This is a genomic window from uncultured Mucilaginibacter sp. (assembly GCF_937859865.1).
Classification (GTDB): Bacteria; Bacteroidota; Bacteroidia; order Sphingobacteriales; family Sphingobacteriaceae; genus Mucilaginibacter_A.
Genome location: NZ_CALMAT010000042.1, coordinates 24823 through 39976, shown reverse-complemented (window position 1 = coordinate 39976; position 15154 = coordinate 24823). Strand labels below are relative to the sequence as shown.

At 39.2% G+C, this 15154-nt stretch carries 14 protein-coding genes, 2 tRNA genes and 1 pseudogene; 3 read left to right on the top strand and 14 right to left on the bottom strand.

What is annotated here, in order from left to right; translation table 11 throughout:
* Positions 1–101 precede the first annotated feature (101 nt).
* The 6 genes and pseudogenes from Q0192_RS04865 to Q0192_RS04840 all read right to left on the bottom strand — a co-directional run.
* Positions 102–524 (bottom strand): annotated as a pseudogene (locus Q0192_RS04865) (helix-turn-helix domain-containing protein); the annotation flags it as partial.
* Between the two features lie 158 nt (positions 525–682).
* A complete protein-coding gene (locus Q0192_RS04860; protein ID WP_299286920.1) occupies positions 683–1348 on the bottom strand; it encodes an AAA family ATPase in 666 nt (221 codons plus the stop codon).
* A gap of 4 nt (positions 1349–1352) precedes the next feature.
* Positions 1353–1625, bottom strand: a complete 273-nt coding sequence (locus tag Q0192_RS04855) for a hypothetical protein (protein WP_299286917.1) — start codon at positions 1623–1625, stop codon at positions 1353–1355.
* A gap of 250 nt (positions 1626–1875) precedes the next feature.
* Positions 1876–3096: a site-specific integrase gene (locus Q0192_RS04850; protein ID WP_366518136.1), complete on the bottom strand. Its 1221-nt coding sequence runs from the start codon at positions 3094–3096 to the stop codon at positions 1876–1878.
* A 247-nt stretch (positions 3097–3343) separates the two neighbouring features.
* Positions 3344–3416: transfer RNA gene (locus Q0192_RS04845), tRNA-Lys, on the bottom strand.
* Between the two features lie 122 nt (positions 3417–3538).
* A complete protein-coding gene (locus tag Q0192_RS04840; RefSeq protein ID WP_299286914.1) occupies positions 3539–4555 on the bottom strand; it encodes a YCF48-related protein in 1017 nt (338 codons plus the stop codon).
* A 143-nt stretch (positions 4556–4698) separates the two neighbouring features.
* On the opposite strand from Q0192_RS04840, the gene Q0192_RS04835 reads away from it, so the two are divergent.
* A tRNA-Leu gene (locus tag Q0192_RS04835) sits at positions 4699–4785 on the top strand.
* Between the two features lie 153 nt (positions 4786–4938).
* Positions 4939–5760 carry a 2OG-Fe(II) oxygenase gene (locus tag Q0192_RS04830; RefSeq protein ID WP_299286911.1) on the top strand — a complete coding sequence of 274 codons (822 nt, stop codon included), beginning with the start codon at positions 4939–4941 and terminating at the stop codon, positions 5758–5760.
* Positions 5761–5872: 112 nt separating this feature from the next.
* On the opposite strand, the gene Q0192_RS04825 is transcribed toward Q0192_RS04830, so the two are convergent.
* From Q0192_RS04825 to Q0192_RS04805, 5 genes are all read right to left on the bottom strand, one after another.
* On the bottom strand, positions 5873–7054 hold the full coding sequence (locus tag Q0192_RS04825) for a hypothetical protein (RefSeq protein ID WP_299286908.1): 1182 nt from the start codon (positions 7052–7054) through the stop codon (positions 5873–5875).
* The gene (locus tag Q0192_RS04820) at positions 7051–7482 is read right to left on the bottom strand and encodes a hypothetical protein (protein WP_299286905.1); all 432 of its coding nucleotides are present in this window, start codon (positions 7480–7482) and stop codon (positions 7051–7053) included. Before Q0192_RS04820 ends, Q0192_RS04825 begins: the two co-directional genes overlap by 4 nt.
* A 533-nt stretch (positions 7483–8015) precedes the next feature.
* Positions 8016–9104: a hypothetical protein gene (locus tag Q0192_RS04815; RefSeq protein ID WP_299286902.1), complete on the bottom strand. Its 1089-nt coding sequence runs from the start codon at positions 9102–9104 to the stop codon at positions 8016–8018.
* A gap of 64 nt (positions 9105–9168) precedes the next feature.
* Positions 9169–9339 (bottom strand): 2-oxoisovalerate dehydrogenase, encoded by a 171-nt coding sequence (locus tag Q0192_RS04810; protein WP_299286899.1) that lies wholly within the window; start codon positions 9337–9339, stop codon positions 9169–9171.
* A 444-nt stretch (positions 9340–9783) separates the two neighbouring features.
* Positions 9784–10569, bottom strand: coding sequence for an IS982 family transposase (locus Q0192_RS04805; RefSeq protein ID WP_299286923.1), 786 nt, complete (start codon positions 10567–10569; stop codon positions 9784–9786).
* Between the two features lie 315 nt (positions 10570–10884).
* On the opposite strand from Q0192_RS04805, the gene Q0192_RS04800 reads away from it, so the two are divergent.
* Positions 10885–11820: a hypothetical protein gene (locus Q0192_RS04800; protein ID WP_299286896.1), complete on the top strand. Its 936-nt coding sequence runs from the start codon at positions 10885–10887 to the stop codon at positions 11818–11820.
* Positions 11821–11952: 132 nt separating this feature from the next.
* Here Q0192_RS04800 and Q0192_RS04795 read toward each other — a convergent pair whose 3' ends face one another.
* The 3 genes from Q0192_RS04795 to Q0192_RS04785 are packed head-to-tail and all read right to left on the bottom strand — an operon-like array spanning position 11953 to position 14946.
* Complete coding sequence (locus Q0192_RS04795; protein ID WP_299286893.1) at positions 11953–12651, bottom strand: DUF1080 domain-containing protein; 699 nt, start codon at positions 12649–12651, stop codon at positions 11953–11955.
* A 36-nt stretch (positions 12652–12687) separates the two neighbouring features.
* A complete protein-coding gene (locus Q0192_RS04790) occupies positions 12688–13482 on the bottom strand; it encodes an NIPSNAP family protein (RefSeq protein WP_299286890.1) in 795 nt (264 codons plus the stop codon).
* An 18-nt stretch (positions 13483–13500) separates the two neighbouring features.
* On the bottom strand, positions 13501–14946 hold the full coding sequence (locus Q0192_RS04785) for a glycoside hydrolase family 30 protein (RefSeq protein WP_299286887.1): 1446 nt from the start codon (positions 14944–14946) through the stop codon (positions 13501–13503).
* Between the last annotated feature and the right edge of the window lie 208 nt (positions 14947–15154).

Here is a 15154-nt window from a genome sequence, read left to right as displayed (position 1 = left end):
TTCTATTGATTGGCAAACTTTTATCAATATTTATTAATCGAACTCAGGTTAATAGAAAAATCTACTTTTGAGGCGTACTGAAAAGGGGAAGCTTACACCACGACTTGCGCTTCGGTCAATACCAGCCCTTCCTGTGCCGACTTGGCTTCGAGTGCTTTCAAACGAAGCTTAAAGGTCTGCAGGTCATGACGTAGCCAAATGCTCCTTACACCGCCTGGTGAAATAGTAATGCTTTTCTTTCTCAGTTCATTGGAAACGCGGAGCTGCCCTAACGCTGGCTGCTCGATGGCCATTTCCAGCACTGCTTTTTCGATGTGTTCCTCTACCCGGTTTTTTAGTACAGGTTTTCTTCTGCTGATTTCCTGCAAGGCTAGTTCGCCGCCCTGTTCATACAATTCTTTGAAACGGTAAAAGCTGTCCCTGCTGTAGCCCATCACTTTGCAGGCCTGAGATACGTTCCCTAAATGCTGGGCAAGCTCTAAAATACCCAGCTTGTTTTTAATGATTTTCTCTTGTGTTGTCATTGCTTTAATCTGTTTTTAAGTTACTGCTCTTTTTCGTAACTGTCAGATTAAATCTTGACTATCTCAGAGTAAGCGAACAACGTCTTTCCGACTGTTGGAAAGACGTTGTTCCAATTGTAACCTGGCGAAGTGTTAAAACTGCTTTTCGTGTCAGATTTTCATCGTCCTAAACGATAATCCCAGTCTTGTTCTTCATCATTATCTTCATCTCTTGATTTATCCCTATAGCGGTTAGCAATATTGATGACAGTTTGTTCCACACTGGCGGGAAGGTTCGTGCTTAGGTAGATAAGCTCTTGTTGCTTTATACTCAACAGTGATCTAAACTCACCAAAATTTTTTGAACCGTCAACTATCTCCACATTGTCAAAGCGGTCAGCAAAACGCTCAAGATATTGTAAGCCTTCATGATAGTTCAATAGGATATTTTTACGATCTACAAAATGACCGCCATTCAGCACCCTCTGATTTACCCGGTAAGTTGATTGTTCCATACTGTCCAAAGTCAAATAGACCATGTTTGTGGTATAACCAAATCGTTTGAACTGGTCAGTAATATCCACTAATTCCTTATCTCTAAAATTAGTTTCTAAAGTAAAATGCTGCTTCAAACTGACTGCTTTATTGGCTTGGTCAAAAAATTCCTGAGTCGCTATATCATACACCTCTTTGTTTGGCATATCAGGTGATTGGGCCACTATGCGGGCAATAACTTTGTCCACGTCAAAGATAACAGCACCGAGAGGCGACAACTCTTTGGAAAAGGTCGATTTCCCTGCACCGTTTGGCCCCGCGACGAATAGTAGCTGCGGGTTATCTGACATAGGATCAAAGAATTTTTACAAACTGTTCTTTACCGGTTTGATCCATCCACATCAACTCCTTCCGGTCACGATACTCGTGTACGGCATGTGCTACGGTCGGACATACTAAGGGGTCATAATAAGTGAGGTAGCTATGTTTTGCAAACGCTTCTTGTTTAATTTTTTCATAGGCCGGACGCAGTCTTTCCCGCAATTCCTCATTCGATAGCTCAAAGATTGAAGCTGAACGTAAGTCGTTTGTGGTTGTGCTGCTCATCATTTGGTGTGTTGTACTCATACAAATATAGGTATTTAATAAATTGATGTTTTGTTAGGTCGCAGAAGTTTTAGTTTCTTTTTTAACAAGTGCCTGCTTTATATTTCTCTTTTAGCAATACCCTACCATGGCTGACTTTCATATCTAATATTTTAGCGTAGTGCTGTCTATTTTTAATATTGGTATGGCTGGGCATTTTGCTAACCGTTTCAATATAAAAAGCTGATTAATTCATTTGGTCAACGTACTTGATAGATCTTACCAGACGCTTTTATATATTGAAATATTTTTTTCTTACGGCGGCCATGTCCTCTCCAACTTTAATATCTAAAACTTTAGCATAAATCTGGGTAGTTCTTATGCTGGTGTGTCCAAGCATTTTAGAAACGCTTTCGATAGGTACCCCATTCAATAGTGTTACAGTAGTGGCAAACGTATGCCGTGCAATGTGCATACTTAATTCTTTGTCAATTCCGCAAAGTCCAGCAATCTCTCTTAAATATTCATTCATTTTTTGATTAGTAGCAACGGGCATCGCCTTATCGCTACTCACACAATAAGGGCAATCTGCATATCTATCTAAGATTGTAACGGCTGATGGTAGCAAAGGAATAGCAGTTCTGGTGTTGGTTTTTTTTCGATTAGTAAATATCCATTTGTTGCCATCAACCCCTTTTGCAATATTTGAAAGCTTAAGTTTTTGTACATCCGCATAGGCCAAGCCGGTAAAACAGCAAAAAAGAAATACATCACGTACCTTTAAAAGTCTTTCTGTGCTAAATTCTTTTGCAGCAATTCGCTTTAGTTCATCCTCCGTAAGAAAAGGCCTTTCTACATTTTTTGATTTCAGTTTGTAACCAAACATCGGATCTCTGTCAATCCAGTTAAGACTTAAGCAAATGCGAAGAATTTTGCCAAGATTTTTAATGTGTTTAATTGCTGTATTATGAGCGCAGGATTTTTCAGTCCGTAAATAAAACTCGAAATCAGCTATAAAAGCATGATCTATTTTTTTAGCATTTAAATCAGTGACTTTGTATCTTTCCTGCAAGAACAAGATGACGTGCCTTTCTAAAACCTCAAACCGATTTAAAGTTCCAATTGCGTATCCATTGTCAATCAAGGCTCTCATCTTCTGGTTGTGATCTTTAATGGCCTCTAAAAGTGTGTGTGATTTCTCGTCTTTGCCAAGAAATCTATTTTTTATACTATCTGCTGTAATCGTTTCATTTGAATCTGTTAAATCCTTGTGAGCCTTATACACCTGATGCTGTAAAATATCAAGATAGGCATTAAAATTTCTCGTGGCTTGCTTAGTACCGGACATTCGTCCTGTTTTAGCGTTCCAACGCTCAGGTTCACATTCGCGTCCAGAAGTAATTTCAGAACGTTTGCCAGCTACAGTTATCCGCAAATAAATTGGAGCAGTACCTGTTGAATAGTTTTTTTGCTTCTTGATGTAGAAAAGCAAACTAAAATTAGTTTTCATCATAGACTGTTTAAAAGGTTAACAAAAGTAGCCTTGCAGTCTGAAAACATCAAGATGTTCATATGCTGAACATCTTGTATTACAATTAGTTACACTTAATTCGGTGAGTAAAAACGATTTTCTAAAACTACTCACCGAATTACGCTCATTTATTATGAGAGTCAGTGAATATTTGAGGGTGTCACAAAAAACAAAAAGCCTGCAATCATGTGATTTGCAGGCTTTTAAACGAAATTGATACTTAGACCAGTGATCCCGCTGGGATTCGAACCCAGGACCCCAACATTAAAAGTGTTATGCTCTACCGGCTGAGCTACGGAATCATCCTTTTCAAAACGTTGCCGTTTTTTTAAAGTGGTGCAAATATAGCAGTATTAGCTATTGCGTGCAAGGTGTAAAGCAAAATATTTTTGAACGTTAAATTAAACACTTTATGGCCAGGCCGCTAATTTTTATAAACGGCTATTTTCCCCTGGTCGCCGGATAATAAAACCAAACGGCCGCGCTTGGCTTTCTGGCAAACATTGTAACTAGTTTTGTCAATCTGCCTCCAGGTTTTGCCGTTGTCGGTAGTAATATTGCTGCCAGATGTACCGGTGGAGATAAAAATATTTCCTTTAATAAATGCCACACAAGATTGATAACCGGCAGGCGGACGGGCCGAAACATTGGCCAACAAAGAACCAGAAACAGCGCACACCACCGAATCCGTACGTTGTTTGTCCTGGTAATCTCCGCCCACAACCAACTGTTGTTTTTTATTTCTTGCAGATGAAAAAGCACCCTGGCTATCCTTGCCTTGCAGCAAAGGAAGCGGCAGAGTTTGCCATTTCGCGTTTTTTTGTTTACTGCCAATCTCGAACATCAACATTCGGCTCACTTTTCCACCTGTTACAATAGTTAATGTTTTGCCGTTTGTACTGATGCAAGTTCCGCTGGCGGCAAAAGCAGCTTCGCCGGGCAAAGCAGTTGGTGAATTTAACATCGGGTTCCAGCTTTCGCCGCCATCTTTGGTTTCCAATAACAAAAACTTTCCCGCTACCGGGTCGCCCAAAGCAAAACCGTGCCTGTCATCGGCAAAAGCCAAAGCATCCAAAAAGTAAGCTTTATCGTTTTGCCGAAATTTGGTTTGCCAGCTTGTGCCGCCGTCTTTCGTTTTCAAAATCAAAGCCGGCGTGCCCGAACTCATTATCACAGCTTCCCGGCTTGAAAAAGCTTCCACGTCCCGGAAATCACTTTGCCCGAAACCTTTTATTTGCTGCCATTTCCAGGTTTTGCCGCCGTCTTTCGTTAGCCCAACTTGCCCTTTGCTCCCACTCGCCCATGCAATCCGCTTATTTACAACCGATAAGCCGCGAATGCTGCAATTTGGCCCTTCCTGCAAAGGCAAAACTGATTGCGCCTGTAATAAATTTTTTAGAGCGATGAGCAACAGAAAAAGCAAAAGGGTTTTTTTCGACATAAAAATTTGTGAAATTAAAAACGGTGCAAAAGCGGCCGCCGACGTTCCGGTTAAAAGTAGCAATTTCAAACCAAACACAAAAAACCCGGATTTTAAGGATTGTTAAAAAACTTTCCCCGAAAAAACTATATTTGCAGCAGCATGCCCATGTGGCGAAATTGGTAAACGTTGCGGTCTCAGAAGCCGTTGAGGATTGTCTCTTGAGAGTTCGAGTCTCTCCGTGGGCACCAAAAGCGGGTAATCTTTGGTTATCCGCTTTTTTGTTTTTGTTCCAAATGCTTCTTTTACCACACCAAATTTTGTGCGGTAAAAGAAGCATTGAACAGAACTTGGCAATTAAAACTTTAAGGTTAACTATTTTTGTCCGATCAGAACACACAGCTATGGATTTTATCAATCAATCTATCACAGACTTGAAGCAGTTTGGCAAAGACAAGCACCAGGAATATATCAGCGCCTCGCCTTTTCCAAGCATCGTAATTGATAATTTTTTTAATGAGGAAATGCTCAGCAAAGTGGCGAACGAGTTTCCAGACCTTTCCAAGCTTGCCGATGTAAAAACCTACGATAACCACAACGAAAAAAAACTTGAGGCCAAAGGCGAAAGGCATTTTAGCGAAACCGGCCGCTTGTTGGCGCATTTTTTAAATTCGCAGCCTGTTCTGCAGTTTTTGCAGGAACTAACCGGCATTAAAGAGACTTTATTGCCCGACCCATATTTTGTTGGTGGCGGTTACCACGAAATAAAACCCGGCGGTTTGCTAAAAGTACATGCTGATTTTAACAAGCACGAAATGACTTTTCTGGACCGCAGGATTAACCTGTTGGTTTATTTGAACAAAGATTGGGAAGAAAGCTACGGCGGCAATTTTGAGTTGTGGGACAAAGACATGACGCGCGCCTACAAAAAAGTGCTGCCGATATTTAACCGTATTGCCATTTTTTCGACCACTGATTTTTCTTTTCACGGGCATCCGGATGCGTTAAGTTGTCCGCCTGATCGTAGCCGGAAATCGCTCGCTTTGTATTATTACACCAACGGACGCCCAAAAAGCGAACTGAACCCAAAAGCACATGCCACGCTTTTTGTTGACCGTGCCGGCGTTAAAGGCGACACGGAAAAAGAACCTTTGACTTTTCGGGATGTTGTGGTTGACTTTGTCCCTCCGATTTTGTTAAGGACGGTAAAAAAGATGATCAGGTAAATCTGAAAAGAGTTTTTTAGTATTTCGATATAGTCGCAGGTACGACTTTATTGGATATCAAACTACATGTGTTTCTATGTTTATTTTAAAAGAGTAAGCAGCAATTGTTATATTAAAAAGGATACATACTGTGAATTGCTACTCCATCTCCGTCGAATATTGTAATAATATTTTTATAACGAATTGAGCCAGGATATGTCTTTATCGAAATAACAGGACGGTTTTCCAATACAATCCTTTCATTATTATGAATTAAAATAACTTGGTCAAAATATTCTATTACACAGCCATTAGGGACATTTTTAGAGGAAATAGGTCTTAACACCTTGTTTTTATTAGTTATACCCTTTGGTAATTGAAAAGCTTTTGTACTCAATTTGACAGGACTGTCCCTCAAGTCCTTTCTGAAACTAAAGGCTTCAAAATTTCCATTATCTAATAAAAAGAAACAATGAGCAGCGCTGTTGAATGAAAAAACTATTTTGTCCTCATTTAATTTTGAATTTCCAAGCAATTCATTCAACCCATAAATTTCCTTACCAACAACATCTATACTTATTTTACGTGTTTCGGCTTCGTCTTTAAATAGGTAACGTCTGTCTTCAGTTCTACTAAATTCGCTCGTTAAATAGTTTAAGTTTTTTTGAGATTCGTAATTAACAACATCGTAGCCACTCCAGCCAGACCTAAATGATTTTCCATATATGGACTGATTTTTGACTTTCAATCGCTCACCAATTCCAATCATTTGACCGTGATAAAGACCATCATAATTTGAAGAAATCATAACTGAACCGGATTTAGCAGATAAGTTAGTTACTTTAGCATCAAAAACTCTACTTATTCCTTCATTTAACGATACATTGTTACTGTCATCAATACTAAACCCTGCCTCATATAGGCCATTTCTATTTCCGACAAACATCCTCATTCCATAAATTTTAAAGTCTAAAGTTGGAGTAGTATCTAATGTATGAAGCAGTTTTTGGTTATTTGTTTCTAAATCAAATGAATACTCTATTTTTGAATATCTTTTCCAAAGTTTATTAAAAGATTCTTTAAATTCATTAATTTTCAAAAGTGTACTCCCTTGTTCATTTAATAACCAATTGTTTTGAGAAAAAACAAGTTTAAAAAAGCTATACTCATCAGAATCATGATTTAAGTTTTTAGAAATAACATCCCATAAGGTGACACAATTAATATTACCATTATTTTCAATTAAAAATAACTGGCCCCCATATATGTAGCCATCTTGAAAATCACCTTTTATATGAATTCTTATAGTTTTCATAATGAACCTCTTTCTATTCTTACAATAATATGTAATGGCACTTTTTTTTCTGTTTTCCACCGCTCTAACAACTCTACACTTGGACAGTTTTGAGGATCTTCGGTAAACACAGGGTAGCCATGCCACGGTTCCCCATCATTTCTGTTATTTGGAAATTTTGCAAGCCTTTCTCCGCTTCTCCCAAGAATTACATCTCCTTTGTCAATCAAACTAAAGATACATCTATTTTCTTTGCAATACCAATCATCGAAATTCTCAACAGATGGTTTAAAAACACTAAATTCTTCTCCTTCAGTAATATCCCATCGATTTTTACCTTTTTTACGCTTCGCTGTCCTTCTGTGATCTAATTTTGATATATAATAATGATTATTTACCGTCGGGCCATAAGTCCCATTGTTGTTTCTCGTATATTTTATTAATGGCATGCGTATTTATATTGCAAGTAAATGTAGTGCAATATTGAGTTTGATAAACATAAATGAAAATTTATTTATAAATATAATAATATTTATCAAGTATTAATTTGAAATATCAAACTTCTAAATTTATCACATACTCTGCGGATTAGCCTTAAAATGTAGCTTTTAAAGCTCCGGATATCTTGGCATTATTTACACCAATTTTTAGGCGATAAAAGAAGTATTCCCCTTCACAACTAAATTATAATTTTTTACAATTTTCCACACTTAAACTTTAACCTTTTCTTAACAATTTCGTTTAAAAGCAAACCTACATTTGCAACACGATGAGTTTGTTAAAACAACATTTAGACAACAACCTGAAAGCCAGTACTTATTTCTGGGTTGCAGTTTGTGTTGGTGTGTTGTTTGTAGTGTTGTCTGCTTTTTACTTAGCCTGATTTTAGGGGCATAAAAACAGTATCGAGGTTAAAAAACCAACAATTCCTCAATTTTTCCCTGATAAAAGAAGTATCGTCTTGCTGTTAAAACCAGCCTGCTTAATTATTTTTCAACCCGATGCGGTGGTTGGTATAATCCATTAAATATTCATTGGCGGTAAAAAAATCAATACTGAAAATGGTCCGGTAATCGCCGCTGATGTTTGGGTTTTGGATGGCCGTTAAATTGATGGTGCCAGTGGTGGTATAAGTGTAGGTAAAGCCGCGGTTGGTGGTAACAGTTACCTGCGAACTTGCCGGCAAATTGCCCAAGCCTGCGGTTGCTTTTGGGTCTTCGATAACAGAAACGGAAGGCGTGCCGGTATCAAACAAAACATTACCCGAAACACTTTGCCCGTTGTATGTAATGGTTGCCGGGATATTGGGCGAATAGCCAACGGACGCATTGTAAATAAGCGGGTGCATGATAAAACCGGTGGTGCTGCTCAAGTCTGTCGGCGTTAAACCGATAGAAAGCAAGCCGGAAACGTAAGCACCTGTGCTGCTAAAACTGCTGCTGTTAAGCACAGCCAGCCTGAAACCATTGGTAAGGCCGGTACCTAACGTAAAATAACTCAGCGGACTACCGATGGCCGAATTAAAATAACTGATGCCCGTAGCAACGCCAAAAACATCGGCGGCATGTGCCGCCAGTTGCACACCGGTTTGGTTGTTCACTATTTTGTAATATAAAAAAAACGGTATCCTTTTGGTGGTGATGTTTCCGTTTTGGTCGCCAATAGTGATGGGCGCGTAAGCCAAGTTGCCGTATTCTTTGGTGCCGTTGGTTTTATCGCCATAGCTGATTGTTGATGTTTTGGACGTAACGGTAATCCCGTTTACGTTGATGGAATCGCCGGTAAAAACAATGCCCGAACTGGTAACCATCGAAGCCGGTAAAATGCCGTTGGCATCCAGCGTAAGGCCGGTAGAACCGGTATCAAAAACGCCGTAATAAGTTACCGCCTGCGTACCTACTTTGCTTATCGGGATAAAAACCCGTCGGTTGTTGCCCGATCCATATTGGTACAAACCCAGCGTTTTAAGCGGGACAATTGGCGCAGGCGTAACATTCGAACTTTTTTTGCAGGAAGCCGAAAACAAACCCAATACAACAAGGCAAAGCAAGCCGGTTAAATTATTTTTCATGTGATAAATTATATTCGTTCAAATTTTAAAAACCCGGGCAAATGCTTCTTTTACCCCTATTATTTTAAGGTTTACCATTACTGATTTTATGGTGATAAAAGAGAGAAATACCGCTTTTAATATTTTCCTTTAATTCGCTGATCGTATCGCCTTCTGCCAAAATCCCAAAACCTGCGGCTTCGGCGTGATAGCCTCCTTCTTCGGCCTCATGCACTAAAAAAGTTATTTCTGTCATAACCCTAAATTAAACAATAATTGCTAATTCATCAACAAAAGCAATTACTTCTGCCTAACTATGCCTTTTGCATCATCCGTAGCAAATCCGGGGTCATTTCCTGTCTTAAACGCGTTTAATTGTGCAAATACTAAGCAGGTTTTACCTTAAATTTCGTTCCCGTTCTTGCTTTTACTTTTTGCCAAGGGAAAATAAAAAGCCCAGCCATGATGATTTTATACCGGCGGTAAAAGAAGCATACCGAAAAAAGCAACCATCCATCGTAATAAATTTTGCACCAATTTTTACCCAATAAAAGAAGTATCCTGACGAAGCCTTATTTAAAGTTTTTGCAGTTAATCGGACACGGATTTTATGCCGATAAAAACAGTATCAGCAAAAAACAAAAACTATTAAGTAAGATCTTAATAATAAATAAAATCTTAATAAACCCGTTGGGTGTAATTAAATGATTTGTGTTTTGATGTTGTTTATATTCCTGTTGAATATGTATTTGTTGATAAACTGTACCAAAGTTAGGGCTGTTATTTTGGCCAAGACCCTTGTTTTAAAGCCTTGAAAGGACTTGGAATAATTTCTTCTGATCATAAACTGGTCGCATAATTGGGAGAACAAGGTTTCAATCCTTTTCCTTGATTTCCTAAAGATATAGGGTTGCTTTTGATAACCGTTTTGGTTGGTGCGCATAGGCGTTTCTAATTTGATGTTTGCTGTCTCGAACAAATCCAACTGTAGCTTTGAAGATAGATAACCTTTATCACCAAGTAGCACACAATCAGCCATTTGATGTTTTATATCTTTTAGCAAATGTATGTCATGGACACTTGCCTTGGTGATATCTATGGATTGGAACACGCCGCCCATGGTACAGATACCATGAAGTTTATAGCCGTAAAACCAAATGTTCTGGGCGGCACAAAAGCCCTTGTCCGGGGCTGTTTCAAAATCTTCTTTGCATATCTTGGCCCGGTTTTGCCTGGCCATTTTACAGATTTCTAAAGGCATGCTGTCAATGATGAAACAATCCTCGAACTCGGTGAACTTTGAGTATAAGTGTTGCCTGACTCGTTCAGTGAAGAAAAATAGTTTCCTTCTCCTTTTGTTAAATTGGCTGCGTTCGATCAGGTTGGCTATCTGCCCATTTTGTAACTGGCCAAAAAATGAACTTTCACTGTCGATGGACATAAACTCGGCAGTCAAACTTAAGGCAACAACTTCTAAATCAGACATTTTAGGCTTTCTTCCGGCCCGTTTTGCCGGCAATAAAACAATATTCAAAGAACTCAGCACTTCTAAAACCCTAAAATAATTTTTAGCTATATTTGACATGGATATTGGTTGTTTTGCAACGTCAAGATACTGAATTTCAGTATCTTGACCAATATCTATTGCACATATTTATCCCAATTTAATTACACCCAACGGGTTTAATAATGTATTTACAATAATTAATGATATTTGCTGAGTCGAGGCAATTAATTTAAATATCGGTACGCTTAATTGTTGTTACGATAACATTAGCATTTTACACTATTAAATTAAGATATGTTATTGAAAATTTCTATTGCTTTTCTGCTTTTTGTTTCTACTGTTACTACTAACGCACAAGATTTAAAATGGATACCTTTCAAATGGGCTGGTGATTCTGTTTCCGGAAAATATTTTGATAAACTCGGCATAAACATCCCTGTTAAAATCAATAATATTCCTGCCAATTTTAATATGCAGTTTGATCTGGGCGCAGTCAGAACTGTTATCTATGGAAATTCCATCAAACCTTATTTAGACGTTTGTCCTGATTTGAAAAACAAAATTGACACATCGAAAAAGTTTTTAATACAGGGAAAGATTAATCCTATGTTCACTAACATGAACCTCAAAATGAGCACTACCTCATTTAAGGATATTAACGTTGGCTATTTTGAAAACTTCGGTAGCAAAATAAATCAGGATTCAATACTTACTAATAGTGAAAAACATATTGGAACGATTGGACCGGACATATTTCAAAATAAGATTTTAATAATAGATTATCCCAAAAACAGAATTAGCGTATGTCAAGAATTACCAAAACAATATAAATTGGCAACATTTCAACCATTTAGAAACGACGATGGAAGAATAAAGGTTCCATTGTTAATCAATGGCGAAACTCAATATTTATTATTTGACACAGGCTCAAGTATTTTCACTTTGACTACATCAAAAGAGCATGCGCTAAAAACAGCAAACGCTAAAGTTGTAGATTCTTTAACCGTTACGAGCTGGGGAAAGGAAATAACTTTTTATGGAGTAAAAACCAATAAACCAATAAAGTTTGGTAACAAAGTTCTTAACGGGTCTCTTATTTACTTTGATGAAAAAGAAACATTTGGAGACTTTTATAAATCTGCAAATATTTGGGGATTAACGGGAAATGTTTTCTTTTTAAAAAATACCGTTATAATTGACTATAAAAATAAACTCTTTGGAGTATTATAAGCAATCGACAACAGACCATAAAACGAAAACAGTTTCGACATTATTTCTGTGTTCCTATTTTTCACTAACGCCTGTTTTGAAATATTTAAAAACCGAACTCACGTTATTAAGCATTAACCAGTTTTAATGATTTCAGGACAACCGTTTCACCCTAATATTCTTCAGCCAGATTCTCTGCCCGTGGTGTTGAAACATCAAATGGCCGCTGGTGGCTTTGGCAAATTTGGGGTTGTCTTTGTACTTGCTTGCAGCGATTAAATCGTTCAGCTTTTTCGATCCAATTTCGTATTCCACCACTTTCACGCCGTTCAGCCATTGCTCTACGTGGCCTTTGTTTACATACAACCGGCCAGTGTTGTATTGGCCAACCGGTTTTAAAATTTTGTTTTGAGGCGCAATCAGATCATACAAAGAACCTGCCGAACGTTTCGGCTCTTTGTCGTTAAAATCAATATCGTCCAGCAACTGCATCTCGAAATTGTCCAGCCAGTTCGGGCTGTTTCCGTTGCCAGATTGATGGGCCGAAGTTTCTTCCACGTTATAAAAAACACCACTGTTGCCCGCTTTGGACATTTTCCATTCAAACGTTAAATCAAAATTGGTATAAGTGCTTTTTGATACCAGATCAACATTAGGCACATCCGGGTTGGTTACCAAAGCGCCATCTTCAACTTTCCAGGCTTCGGCAGGAAAACCGTCCATTTTGTAGCCTCTTAATTGTGCGGTTGATTTTCCGTTGAACAGGTAAACCCATTTGCCAACGGCTTGTGCGTTTGCAATTCCGCTTAACAAAATTAAGGCGATAAACGAAGTATAAGCTACTTTTTTCATTAAGGTTGAAGTTTAGGAATGGGCGAAAATAGATGATTAAAAATCTGAATAAGCAGTTGGGTGAAGAAAAACCATATCATTGCGGGAAACATTGTTTTGATATTCCGGCCTGGCCGATAAAGTTTTCCATTCCGTATCGTTCGAAAATGTTTCCCAATGTTTGTCGCGGTCTTGTTTGCTGTTAAAAGCTGTTAGGTACATCAGGTTGGGCATGTGGCTTCCGGCCAAAACTTCGGCATAAAAAACAGCATTAAAATTAAGCCGCTTAAAAAGCGCAACTTCATTCCCAACGTTAAACATCTTCACTTTGTTGATATTGTACTTTTCTGTCGGGCTTTCGTAACTGCGCAACTCGTAAACACGTTCTGTTTTTGGCGAAGATAAATTGGGGACGGCAGGTTCCAACATTTTTGGAAAAGCTTGGAGGATAACCGTTTCCATCCGCGTAAAAGCAGCATCTTTATAATTGGCATCCAAATAATCTTTGCCGTTTGTTAGATATTGCTGGTCGGAATTTAAAGCCTGGTCAACCGTCGTCAGTTTTTTTAAGGAACTGAAAGGGACCAGAACATAAACCTTTTTATCGGCCGCCGTGTCTTGTTCAACCGGTTTAAACACGCCTACTGTTTTTATGCCCATTCTATGCAAGGCTGGCAAATAGGCATTTTGCAGGTAGTTGTCCATGCGGTCTTCCTGCGCTTTGGTTTTCAAATGATAGATTTTAAGCTGATAATAATCGCCCTCTGCAGCAAAACCCGGAGAAGTAAAACCGGCAAGCAACAACAAAACTAAGCCGAACAAAAATTGACGTTTTTTGGAAATGAAGTTCATCAACAATAAAATTTAAAATTAATCAATAACCAAAGTAGCAATGGAATGCGGAAGGCTGGTTGTTGCCGCGCCCTGGCCTTTCATCCACAACGTATAAGGAATTTTTTCGTCGGTTGGGTTCATCACCACAACCGAGATTTTGCCATCCGGGGCAATGTAAGCCGTGGTCAGTAAGTTACCGCGACTGGTCACACTTGCAATACGCTTAGCACCGGGCTTAATAAATTTGGAGAAATGGCCGATATAATAATACGAATTGGTGTAATGCAAACTGCCATCGCGGGTATCAGCATGTACTGGCGCGAAGCAAAAATTGCCCACATGGTTTGGGCCGCCTTTTTCATCAAGCAGCACGTTCCAATCTGTCCAGGCTACGGTGCCGCTGTTAAAATCATGGACCATAGAAAGGCCGTACCTTTCGCCTAAAGACCAGTCGTTCAACCGTGCGAAATCAAAACTTTCGATACAGCCTTCTGTAAAAACCAAATTTTTTGTCGGGAAAGCTTCAGCTACCTGGCGCGTGCTTTCAAATTGCATTCCGGCTCCCGTCCAGGTTTCGTACCAGTGAAAACCAACGCCCCAAACATATTGGGCAGCATCCGGATCTTCCAGAATGGTGCTTGCGTACTGGTACATCAAATCGCGGTTATGGTCCCAAACAATCATTTTTTTGCTGCCCAAGCCTTCTTTGCGCATGGTTGGGCCTAAATATTTCTTCACAAAATCGCGTTCATCGGTAGCTGTGTACAAGCAGGATTCCCATTTTTGCGTCGCCATCGGCTCGTTCTGCACGCTGTAGCCCCAAACCGGGATGCCTTCTTTTTCATAAGTTTTGATGAATTTGGCGAAAAAGTTGGCCCAGCTTTGCATAAACTCCGGCTTGAGTTTGCCGCCGTTCAGCATGTCGTTGTTGTCTTTCATCCAGGCTGGCGGACTCCAAGGGCTGACAAACAGGTTGAATTGGCTTCCTGCTGTTTTTTGCACGCTTTTGATAAACGGTATGCGGTATTTCCTGTCGTGGCTGATATTAAAAGTTTTTAATGCCGCGTCGTTATTGGCTACATAGCTGTAGGTATCGCTCGAAAAATCACAGCTTTGGATATTGGTGCGGCCAAAAGTATAACCGATGCCTTTGTCTTTGTCGTAATAAGCCGTCATCAGTTCCTGCTGTTTGGCCACGGGCAGTTTGTAAAAGGTTTCTGCGGAAGCATCGGTCAGGGCGCCACCAATGCCAATCATGGTTTGAAACGTTTTGGTGGGGTCAACAAAAACTGAAACCTGGCCTTCGGGAGGCTGGCCGACAGGTTTTAAGGTCAAGGTTTCGGTAGGCGAAAACCTGAGATCGGTATTTTTGGCCGTTACATAAACGGTAACATGGCTACCGGTTTTTGCCGGATTGTTTTGTGCATTAAGGATAAACGGCAGGCTTAAAAGAAGTGGCAACAGGAAGTAATTTTTTCTCATGGCACCTAGTTTTATGCAAAGCAAATTCTTACAAAACTGCTTTCGATGGTTTTTTAAGGATTGTTGTGGATGCCTTTAATTAGTCCCCTCAAATATAGTGTTACTGTTCTATCAATCTACATCAAAAATAACAATGCTGTTTTTATGCCTATTTTTTTAGCGTTTTTAAAGGTTTAGCCAAACCAATTTTATGCCGGTAAAAGAAGCA

What these genes read in the sequence shown, in the direction of transcription:
- Q0192_RS04795 (WP_299286893.1), bottom strand. Translation starts at nt 12,651, where the DNA reads ATGAAAAAAGTAGCTTATACTTCGTTTATCGCCTTAATTTTGTTAAGC.
- Q0192_RS04815 (WP_299286902.1), bottom strand. Translation starts at nt 9,104, where the DNA reads ATGAAAAATAATTTAACCGGCTTGCTTTGCCTTGTTGTATTGGGTTTG.
- Q0192_RS04855 (WP_299286917.1), bottom strand. Translation starts at nt 1,625, where the DNA reads ATGAGTACAACACACCAAATGATGAGCAGCACAACCACAAACGACTTA.
- Q0192_RS04850 (WP_366518136.1), bottom strand. Translation starts at nt 3,096, where the DNA reads ATGATGAAAACTAATTTTAGTTTGCTTTTCTACATCAAGAAGCAAAAA.
- Q0192_RS04810 (WP_299286899.1), bottom strand. Translation starts at nt 9,339, where the DNA reads ATGACAGAAATAACTTTTTTAGTGCATGAGGCCGAAGAAGGAGGCTAT.
- Q0192_RS04800 (WP_299286896.1), top strand. Translation starts at nt 10,885, where the DNA reads ATGTTATTGAAAATTTCTATTGCTTTTCTGCTTTTTGTTTCTACTGTT.
- Q0192_RS04785 (WP_299286887.1), bottom strand. Translation starts at nt 14,946, where the DNA reads ATGAGAAAAAATTACTTCCTGTTGCCACTTCTTTTAAGCCTGCCGTTT.
- Q0192_RS04825 (WP_299286908.1), bottom strand. Translation starts at nt 7,054, where the DNA reads ATGAAAACTATAAGAATTCATATAAAAGGTGATTTTCAAGATGGCTAC.
- Q0192_RS04830 (WP_299286911.1), top strand. Translation starts at nt 4,939, where the DNA reads ATGGATTTTATCAATCAATCTATCACAGACTTGAAGCAGTTTGGCAAA.
- Q0192_RS04860 (WP_299286920.1), bottom strand. Translation starts at nt 1,348, where the DNA reads ATGTCAGATAACCCGCAGCTACTATTCGTCGCGGGGCCAAACGGTGCA.
- Q0192_RS04840 (WP_299286914.1), bottom strand. Translation starts at nt 4,555, where the DNA reads ATGTCGAAAAAAACCCTTTTGCTTTTTCTGTTGCTCATCGCTCTAAAA.
- Q0192_RS04820 (WP_299286905.1), bottom strand. Translation starts at nt 7,482, where the DNA reads ATGCCATTAATAAAATATACGAGAAACAACAATGGGACTTATGGCCCG.
- Q0192_RS04805 (WP_299286923.1), bottom strand. Translation starts at nt 10,569, where the DNA reads ATGTCTGATTTAGAAGTTGTTGCCTTAAGTTTGACTGCCGAGTTTATG.
- Q0192_RS04790 (WP_299286890.1), bottom strand. Translation starts at nt 13,482, where the DNA reads ATGAACTTCATTTCCAAAAAACGTCAATTTTTGTTCGGCTTAGTTTTG.